This is a genomic window from Kitasatospora sp. NPDC057512, assembly GCF_042802135.1.
Classification (GTDB): Bacteria; Actinomycetota; Actinomycetes; order Streptomycetales; family Streptomycetaceae; genus Kitasatospora.
Window position 1 is genome coordinate 1 of record NZ_JBHVET010000332.1, and the last position, 8,713, is coordinate 8,713.

The window sequence follows — 8,713 nt, forward strand, 5'->3', positions numbered from 1 at the left end:
GGGGTGGAGGCGTACGGCGTCGCGGCGCAGCGGCACCAGTTCGGGGAACAGCTGCTCCAGGTCCACGGGGCGCTTCGGGGTGGTGCGGGTCATCGTCGTCTCCATCGTGCGGTGCTCGTGCGGGCACCGCGTACCCGCCGACGGCATCACCGTAGGACACGCCACCGACAGCGGCTCCGCCCGCCGTCCGGCCCACCCGGCGGCGGGCCGGACGGGAGCGCCTCCGCTGCGGGCGGGCGGGGATGTCCATGCCGTGGACACTGACCATCCGGTCCCCGGCGTCCGTTTTTTGACGTACCGTCAGCTCGCACAGGTGCAGGTGTCCTCCGTAGACACGGCCGCCGGTACCGCGATCGTCGTCACGACCCCTGCCTTCGCCACGGCCCGCGCCGGGCCCCGCACCGCCGAGGAGACGTCATGAGCGAACCACGCCCCCGCACCGCCGAGCCACACCGCACCGAACCACGCCCCGCCGGGCCACGCGCCCGCCGCCGCACCCTCGCGGCCGGTCTCGCCCTCGCGGCCGCCCTGACCACGGCCGCCGCGACCGTCCCCGCCCAGGCCGCCGCCACCCCGGCCCTCGACCGCTACTACCAGCAGCGCCTCGACTGGCACAGCTGCGTCCAGGGCCCGGACGACCAGGTGGGCGCCGACCTCGAAAAGGCGGGCGCCCGCTGTACGGAGGTCACCGTGCCGCTCGACTACGGCGACCCCGGCGGACGCACCGTCACCCTCGCGCTCTCCCGGATCAAGGCCACCGACACCCGCCACCGGATCGGCACGCTGCTGCTGAACGACGGCGGCCCCGGCAGTCCGACGCTCGGCGCGCCGACGAGGGTGCACGCCGCGTTGAAGGACACCGCCGCCCGCTTCGACATCGTCGGGCTGGACCAGCGTTTCACCGGCCGCAGCGCCCCCCTCGACTGCGACTGGCCGATCGGCTTCAGCATCACCTCCGCCGGGACCACCCGGGCCTCCTTCGAGCGCCAGGTCGCCTTCCAGCGGGACCTGGCGGCCCGGTGCCGTTCGGCGGCCGGGGACCTGCTGCCGCACGCGGGCACCCGCGACGCGGCCCGGGACATGGACGTGGTGCGGGGCGCGCTGGGCGAGCGGCGGATCTCCTACCTGGGCCTGTCGTACGCCACCTACCTGGGCACGGTGTACTCCCAGATGTTCCCCGGCCGCTTCGACCGGGTGGTCCTGGACGGCGCGCTGGCCCCGGAGCACGCCGGGCCGGAACTGCTCCCCAACATGGTGCAGGCGAACGAGCGGGCGTTCGCCGACTGGGCGGACTGGGCGGCGCGGCGCCACGACACATACGGGCTGGGCCGCACCCGCGAGGAGGTGGTCGCCGGGGTGCTGCGGACGGTCGGGGCGGCCGCGGCGCGCCCGCTCGTCGTCGGCACCGGCGCGGACGCCTTCGAGCTCGACGACACCCGGGTGCCGCTGCTGGTGTTCCTGAGCCTCCAGGGCGACTCCGACCCGGAACGGGCGGGCCTCGCCGAGCTGATGGCGGTGCTCGCCGAGGCCGCGGCGGGCCGTCCGGCCACCCCCTCGGCCGAGACCACCGCGATGCTGCGCTTCCTGTTCACCCCGCAGGGCTCGCAGGCCGGCAGCATCTCGCAGGCCATCCAGTGCGCGGACGGTGCGGCGCCGCGCGATCCCGAGGAGTACTGGCGCCGGATCGAGCGCGACCGCGCCCGGTACCCGCTGTCCGGCCCGCTGGTCGACAACATCTCCCCGTGCGCCTTCCTGGACGCCCCGCGCGAGGCGCCCACCGAGGTGCGCCGCGACGCCCGGGCGCTGATCCTCTCCGCCACCGGCGACCCGCGCACCCCCTACCGGGACGGCGTCGCCCTGCACGGGATGCTGCCCGGCTCGCGGCTGCTGACCCTGCGGGGCGCCGACCAGCACGGGCTGTACGGGACGTACGGCAACGCGTGCGTGGACGACGCGGTCAACGCCTACCTGGCGGGCGGGCGCCTGCCGGAGGCCGACCTGACCTGCACCAAGTAGCGGCAGGGTCCCGCCGCCGCCCGTACACGGTCCGGGCGGCGGCGGACGGCGCGCGCTCGCGCTCGCGCTCGCGCTCGGCAACGGTGCGTACACGCTGGGGAGTTGAGTACGGGGGCGGATTGCGGGCCGGGGTGCGGACGGGCCAGGGTGTGGGCGCAGACGCACGCGCGACCCGAGAGGACCCCCTGCCGGTGAAGAAACTGCTCAAGGACGTGGCCACGAGCCTCGTGTACCTCGTCGTCATGCTGGCGAACCCGGTCCTCAACGGCGTGCAGTCGCTGCGGGCGTATCACTGGCCGACCGAACGGCGCAAGCTCAGGCTGATCGGTTCGCCGACGGCGCGGGCGGCCCGGGCGGCGGAGCGGGAGCGGATCCAGGGGCTGGTCGAGGCGCTGGGGGCGGTGGAGGGGGTCGAGCACGTGCTGACCCAGGTGCTGGACCAGTCCACCCGCCCGTCCCCCTACGGCCGGGACCACCCCCGGGACACCCTGCTGGTCTGCCGGATCTACGCCCGCGCCTACTTCGTCGTCCGCGAGGACGTCCTCGACGTCCTGGCGCGGATCGAGGCGGCGGACGTGGCCGAGTGGCAGGCCAAGGGGCAGGGACCGGACCCGCACGGGAGCCTGGAGCACGCGCTGCGCTGGTACCGCGACGGCGGCGTGGACGCCAACGGCCGGCGGATGGACTCCCCCTGCCTGTCCAGCCCCGGCGCGACGCTGTTCTGGGACCGGCCCGGCATCCCGCCCCGGGACCCGATCCCGGCGGGCCCGTACCCCAACCGGCTGTTCGTACTGGAGCAGACCCCGCCGGACGCGGACGCGGCGCGGCTGCTGGAGGAGGCCCGGGCGGACGGGCGGGGCGTGGTCCTGGAGCTGGCCTTCGGCGCGGACTGGGTCGACTACTGCCAGTACCACAAGGTGGCGCGCGGCGGCTTCGCGGGGCGCGGACGGCTCTGAGCGGAGGGTGCCGGGCGGATCCGAGCGGAGGGTGCCGGGCGGCCTGCCGGGCCCGTCCGGGCACCCTCACCCGTTCGGCCGCGTTTCAGCACTGGGGGCGGCGGCCGTGGTTGGCCCCGCGCCTGGCCCTGGCCTTCTTCTTGCGGCGGCGCTTCGACGACATGGCCACTCCTCTCGCAGCCGGGACACTTCCGGTCTTCCACCGTTCCACACCCGGGCGGCCCCGGCCCGTCGAGCGATCCCGGCCCGTCGAGCTCCCGGCCCGTCGAGCGGCCCCGGCCCGTCGGGCGGTCCCGGCGCGTCGAGCGGCCCCGCAGGCCTCAGGCGCCGTCGCCCGCCAGGGCCGCGCGCCAGGCGGGGCTGTCGACGTAGTGGTTGTCGAAGCGCTCGGAGGAGGCCGCGATCGCCCCCGGCGCGGTCTCGCCGCGCATGACACTGCCCAGCAGGCGCAGGTAGTCGAAGCGGTCCATGCCGGGCGCGAACACGCACAGCACGTCGGCCTCGGAGCCCGGGGCGGCGGCGAAGGCGTGCGGGGTGTGCGGGGGCACGGCCAGGAAGTCGCCCGCGCCCAGCACGGTGACCTCCTCGCCGACCAGCACCCGCAGCGAGCCTCCGATCACGAAGAACAGCTCCCACGCCCGGGTGTGGAAGTGCGCGGGCGCCCCGGGGGCGCCCGCGGCGAAGGTGGAGCGGTAGACGGTGAAGCCGCCCTCGCCCGGGGCCGAGTCGGCGAGCAGCGTCATGGTGGAGCTCGGGTCGGCGCAGATCTCGGCCTCGGCGCAGCGGGTCAGCACGGGGGCGGAGGCGGAGGCGGGGGTGGTGACGGGGGCGGGGGTGGTAGCGGGGGCGGCGGGGGCGGCGGGGGCGGTGTTCTTCGTCGTCGTCATGTGACCAACCTATGGCCGGAAAGACCCCCGATCAGGTGGCAATCAGCGACCATTTCCATGGGTCAATTCCCTCCCCGGCTCCGGACTGCTCCCCTCCCCCGCGCCACCCGGGCGGCGTCAGTCGGGGAGGTTCCCGTTGCCGCCGAGGTTCGCCACCATCCGGCGCAGCACGTTGATCGTGGTCACGAACTCCTCGGTGCCGATGCCCTCGTGGGCGCGTTCGCTGACCGCCAGGTTGCGCTCGCGGGCGCGCAGGCGGCCGGCCTCGCCCTCCCCGGTCAGGGTGAACGCCCCGTCGGCGTCCTCGGTCAGCCAGCCGCGGGCGATCAGGTCGTCGAAGACGGCGTCGAAGGCGGTGTCCTGGTCGTCGTACGGGGTGAGCCGCTCGGTCAGGGTCGTGCGGGTCCACCCGCCGGGCCGGCCGGCCGCGTGGTTGAGCGTCCACCAGTGCGGCTGGGTGAGGCCTTCCACCGCGAGCTGCCCGCGCAGTCCGTCCACCACCAGCCGGCGGAAGAGCTCGCCGGTCCACGCCCCGATGGGCTGGGCGGCGATGGTCTGCGGCTCGTAGGTCTTGATCGTCACGTCCGGTACTCCTTCACCTGGTCGTCAGGACACGACCGACCGTAGGACCTCAAGCAGACTTGAGGTCAAGGGAGTTCCGGAGCCCGGGGCCCGGCGGTGGTCAACTCCCTTCTAGGGTGGCCCACATGAAGACCGCACCGGCGCTCGCCGCCGCCCTCGCCCTGTCCGCGGCCGCCGTGCTCGGCGCGGCCGCCCCCGCCTCCCCCGCCTCCCCCTCCCCCGCGTCCTCGGCATCCTCGGCCTCCCCTGCCGCCGACCCGCTGGAGCGCTTCCACCGCCAGTCGCTCGCCTGGTCCGCCTGCCAGGAACCGCAGTTGGCCGCCGCCGGCGCCGAGTGCGCGACCCTGACCGTCCCGCTGGACTACCGCGAGCCGCGGGGCCGCACCCTCTCCCTGGCCGTCTCCCGGATCCGCGCCGCCGACCCCGCCAAGCGCCGCGGGATACTCCAGAGCAACCCCGGCGGGCCCGGCGAGCGCGGGCTGGACATGCCGGCCGCGCTGCGCGAGCAGCTGGCGCCCGAGACGGCGGCGGCCTACGACCTCGTCGGCATGGACCCGCGCGGGGTCGGCGCCGGCGGCCCGGACTGCGGCCTCACCCGCGGCACCTGGCTGCGCTCGACCGGCACCGGCCAGGCCGGCTTCGACCAGGCCTGGCGCCTGGCCAAGGCCGACGCGGACGCCTGCTGGACCACGTACCCGGACCTGCTGCCCCACCTGACCACCCGCAACACCGCCCGGGACGTCGACGTGCTGCGCGCCGCGCTGGGCGAGCAGCGGACCTCCTTCTTCGGGCAGTCCTACGGCGCGATGCTGGGCGCGGTGTACGCGCAGCTGTTCCCGCGGCGCGTCGACCGGCTGGTGCTGGACAGCGCCCTCGACCCGGCGCGGTACGGCATCGGGGCGTTCCAGGACATGGGCGGCGCCAACGAGCGCGCCCTGGACGACTTCGCCGCCTGGGCCGCGCCGCGCGACGCCGCCCACCACCTGGGCGCCACCCCGGCGGCGGTGCGCTCCACCGTCGAGGGCCTGGTGCGGCGGGCCGAGGCGGCGCCGATCGCCGTCGACGGCTACCGGCTCGACGGCGCCCTGCTGCCGGTCCTGCTCGCGGTCTTCCAGAGCGACGACCGCGACAGCGCCGAATACGCGGACGCGCTGCGCCAGTTGCTGGACGCCGCCGACGGCCGGCCGGTGCAGGCGGGAGCGGCCCTGCACCAGCTGCTGACCATGCTCCTCGCCCCGGGCCCGGAGGCCGGCGCCGGGCTGTCGTCCACGATCGCCATCGTGTGCGACGACGTGGCGATGCCCCGCTCGCCCCAGTGGTACCGCGACGCCGTCGAACGCTCCCGCGCCGCCGAGCCGGTCTTCGGCCCGGTCTACAACGGCCCCGTCCCGTGCGCCTCCTGGCGCGGCGCCCCGCTGGAGCCGCCGGTCGAGGTCCGCAACGCCGTCCCCGCCCTCCAGCTCCACGCCACCGGCGACACCCACGCCCCCTACCAGGGCGCCCTGGCCCTCCACGCCCGCCTGTCCGGCTCCCGCCTGGTCACCGTCCCGGGCCGCGTCCACACCCTCGCCCTCAACGGCTACAGCGCGTGCGCGAACGCGGCGGTGGACGCCTACCTGTCGACGGGGGCGCTGCCGACCGCGGACACCGTCTGCTGAGGGAGCGGGGGCGGCGGCCGACCCCCGGAGTCGTCAGGCGCCAGACGCCTCGATGGACCAGCACCCACCACCGGCATCCTGCCCGCACGAACATCACGTCACGCCACGTGAGACGGCCCCTGAGCCTCGACCGGTGCGGCCGACCTGGCGGCCCGCTCGATCTTCGCGCGGTAGGCCGCACGGGCCTGCTCGTCGATCCGCTTCTCGTGTTCGGCGCGCAACCCGGTCCGGCCGTCGAGGCCCTCGCGCAGGATGTCGGCGTGCCCGGCGTGCCGGATGGACTCGCCGAGGACATGGACCATGACGGCGAACAGGTTCGTGCCGGCATGGGGCTCCGGCCACCACGGCACGTGGCCGGGGGCGTCGAGGGGAAGCCCGTCGATCGTCGCGTCCGAGTGTTCCCACGTGCGCCGGTAGAACCCGGTGATCTGATCGCGGGTCTCGTCCTCGGTCGCCCACAGATCGCTGCCGTCGGAGTCCTGCCACCGGGGCAGCGGTTCCGGGGAAGGGCGGCCGAAGACCTCGCCGAAGTACCTGGCCTCGACGGTGGCCACGTGCTTGACCAGGCCCAGGAGGTTGGTCCCGGTCGCTGTCAGAGGCCGGCGGGCGTCGTATTCGGACAGGCCGTCGAGCTTCCAGAGCAGCGCCTCACGATCCCGCCGCAGTCGCCCGTGCAGGTTGTCCTTCGCGAAGTCATCGATCATGCGCCATGAGCCTGCCATGGGCCGCTCGTGGCCTCAAGATCCCGTCCCCGGTCCGCGACGACCGGCAGAGCCGGGGCATGGCCGCGGCCGCGTACATCGGCGCAGCGCCCGGGTCTCGGCGGCCCGGCGGCCGGCGCCCCGGCGGCCGTCCTCGCCCCGCGCCGCTAACCGGCGCCCTGCCGCAGGAGGGCCGCGAAGGCCTCGGCCGCCGGGGGCACCCGCCGGCCGCGCCGCGTGACCGTGTAGACCTGCCGGACCGGGGTGTCGTCGGGGTGCAGGGGGATGAGGGCGATGCCGGGGCGGGTGACGCGGGCGGCGAGGGAGGGGATCAGGGTGGCGCCCAACCCGGCTGCCACCAGGCCGAGTTTGGCCGTCCAGGCGGCGACGGTGTACTCGATGCGGGGCTGGAAGCCGCTGCGGACGCAGGCGGCGAGGAGGGTGGACTCGGCGTGCCGGCGGGCGGCGATCCAGGGCTCGTCGGCGAGTTCGGCCAGGCGCAGGCGGCGGCGCCTGGCGAGGCGGTGCCCGCGCGGGAGGGCGACCAGCACCGGGTCGTCCATGAGCGGCCGGAAGTCGAACTGCTCGCCAGTGTCGGCGGGTTCGGTGTACGAGGCGACCAGGGCGAGGTCGATCGCCCCTTCGGCGAGCAGGTCCAGCAGGTGCGCCGCCAGCCCTTCGGTGAGGCTGATCGCCACGTCCGGGTGCGCGGCGCGGAAGGCGGCGAGGGCGCCGGGCACGAGGGCGGCGTTGGCGCTGTCGAAGGCGCCCACCCGCAGGCGCCCGGCGGTGAGTTCGGTGAGGGCGACCAGGTCGCGCCGGGTGGTGTCGAGCCGTTCCAGCATCGCCTCGGCGTGCGGCAGCAGCGCCCGGCCGTGCTCGGTGAGGCGCACCCCGCGTGCCAGCCGGTCGAACAGCGGTGTGCCCAACTCGGCTTCCAGGGTGGCGATCTGGCGGGAGATCGCGGACTGGGTGAAGCCCAGCCGCTCGCCGGCGGCGGTGAAGGAGCCCAGGTGGGCGACGGTGCGGAAGACGTCCAGCCAAGCCATGTCCATTCCGCATGACTACCATGCGGGACATTCGCTTGTCGCCTGGCTCGTGGCTGCCTAGCGTGGCGGCCATGGAGAAGATCGCTTTTCTGGGACTGGGCCGGATGGGCCTGCCGATGGCCCGCCGACTCGCCGCCGCCGGCTACCCGTTGACCGTCTGGAACCGCTCCCCCGGCCGCGCCGGGGACCTCACCGAAGCCGCCACTCCGGCGGAGGCCGTGCGCGGCGCGGACGTCGTCGTCACCATGCTGTCCGACCCGGGGGCCGTCACCGAGCTGGCCGGACGGTTCACGGCCGCACTCGTCCCGGGCACCCTGTGGATCGACATGTCCTCGATCGGCCCGCGCGCCACCGCCGCCCTGCGCGCCGGACTGCCGGACGGCGTCGCCCTGGTGGACGCCCCGGTGATGGGCAGCACGGGCCCGGCGGCCACCGGCGACCTGACGGTCTTCGCGGGCGGCGCGGACGCCGACCTGGACCGCGCCCAGCCGGTCCTGGAGCACCTGGGCCGGGTACGGCGCTGCGGCGGCCCGGGCGCGGGCGCGGCGCTGAAGGTGGTGGCGATCGGCGCGATCGTCGCCTCCGTCACCGTCCTGGGCGAAGTCCTGGCGGTGGCCGATGAGTTGGGCGTGCCGCAGGAGCAGGCGCGGGAGGTGCTGTCGGCCGGGCCGCTCGCGGGGGTGGCGGCCCGGGCGTTCGGCACGGGGTCGGACTTCCCGGTCCGCCTCGCCGCCAAGGACCTCGCCCTGGCGGGCGGCGGCCCGGTGCTGGTGGCGGCCCGCCAGGTGCTGCTGGCGCACCCGGAGATCGCCGAGGAGGACCTGTCGGCGGTCCCGGGGGCGCTGCGGCGCGGCCGGTAGGGCG

The 8,713-nt window shown here is 75.6% G+C and carries 8 protein-coding genes; 4 read left to right on the forward strand and 4 right to left on the reverse strand.

The features are described from left to right. Positions 1 to 417: 417 nt before the first annotated feature. Entirely contained in the window at positions 418 to 2,016 is a 1,599-nt protein-coding gene (locus tag ACFU6K_RS21600) for an alpha/beta fold hydrolase (protein ID WP_380665353.1), read from the forward strand. A 191-nt stretch (positions 2,017 to 2,207) separates the two neighbouring features. Continuing rightward, complete coding sequence (locus ACFU6K_RS21605) at positions 2,208 to 2,972, forward strand: hypothetical protein (protein ID WP_380665355.1); 765 nt, start codon at positions 2,208 to 2,210, stop codon at positions 2,970 to 2,972. A gap of 320 nt (positions 2,973 to 3,292) precedes the next feature. Here ACFU6K_RS21605 and ACFU6K_RS21610 read toward each other — a convergent pair whose 3' ends face one another. Together ACFU6K_RS21610 and ACFU6K_RS21615 are read right to left on the reverse strand one after the other, a co-directional pair. Continuing rightward, on the reverse strand, positions 3,293 to 3,859 hold the full coding sequence (locus ACFU6K_RS21610; RefSeq protein WP_380665357.1) for a cupin domain-containing protein: 567 nt from the start codon (positions 3,857 to 3,859) through the stop codon (positions 3,293 to 3,295). Between the two features lie 117 nt (positions 3,860 to 3,976). After that, entirely contained in the window at positions 3,977 to 4,441 is a 465-nt protein-coding gene (locus ACFU6K_RS21615; RefSeq protein WP_380665359.1) for a MarR family transcriptional regulator, read from the reverse strand. A gap of 125 nt (positions 4,442 to 4,566) precedes the next feature. Between ACFU6K_RS21615 and ACFU6K_RS21620 the strand changes: the two genes are divergently transcribed. Then, a complete protein-coding gene (locus ACFU6K_RS21620; RefSeq protein WP_380665361.1) occupies positions 4,567 to 6,099 on the forward strand; it encodes an alpha/beta hydrolase in 1,533 nt (510 codons plus the stop codon). A gap of 98 nt (positions 6,100 to 6,197) precedes the next feature. Here the strand turns inward: ACFU6K_RS21620 and ACFU6K_RS21625 are convergent, their stop codons facing one another. Next, positions 6,198 to 6,803 carry a DinB family protein gene (locus tag ACFU6K_RS21625; protein ID WP_380665363.1) on the reverse strand — a complete coding sequence of 202 codons (606 nt, stop codon included), beginning with the start codon at positions 6,801 to 6,803 and terminating at the stop codon, positions 6,198 to 6,200. Positions 6,804 to 6,967: 164 nt separating this feature from the next. Then, positions 6,968 to 7,849, reverse strand: a complete 882-nt coding sequence (locus tag ACFU6K_RS21630; protein ID WP_380665365.1) for a LysR family transcriptional regulator — start codon at positions 7,847 to 7,849, stop codon at positions 6,968 to 6,970. 71 nt (positions 7,850 to 7,920) lie between these two features. On the opposite strand from ACFU6K_RS21630, the gene ACFU6K_RS21635 reads away from it, so the two are divergent. Next, the gene (locus tag ACFU6K_RS21635; protein WP_380665367.1) at positions 7,921 to 8,709 is read left to right on the forward strand and encodes an NAD(P)-dependent oxidoreductase; all 789 of its coding nucleotides are present in this window, start codon (positions 7,921 to 7,923) and stop codon (positions 8,707 to 8,709) included. The last annotated feature ends 4 nt before the right edge of the window (positions 8,710 to 8,713 follow it).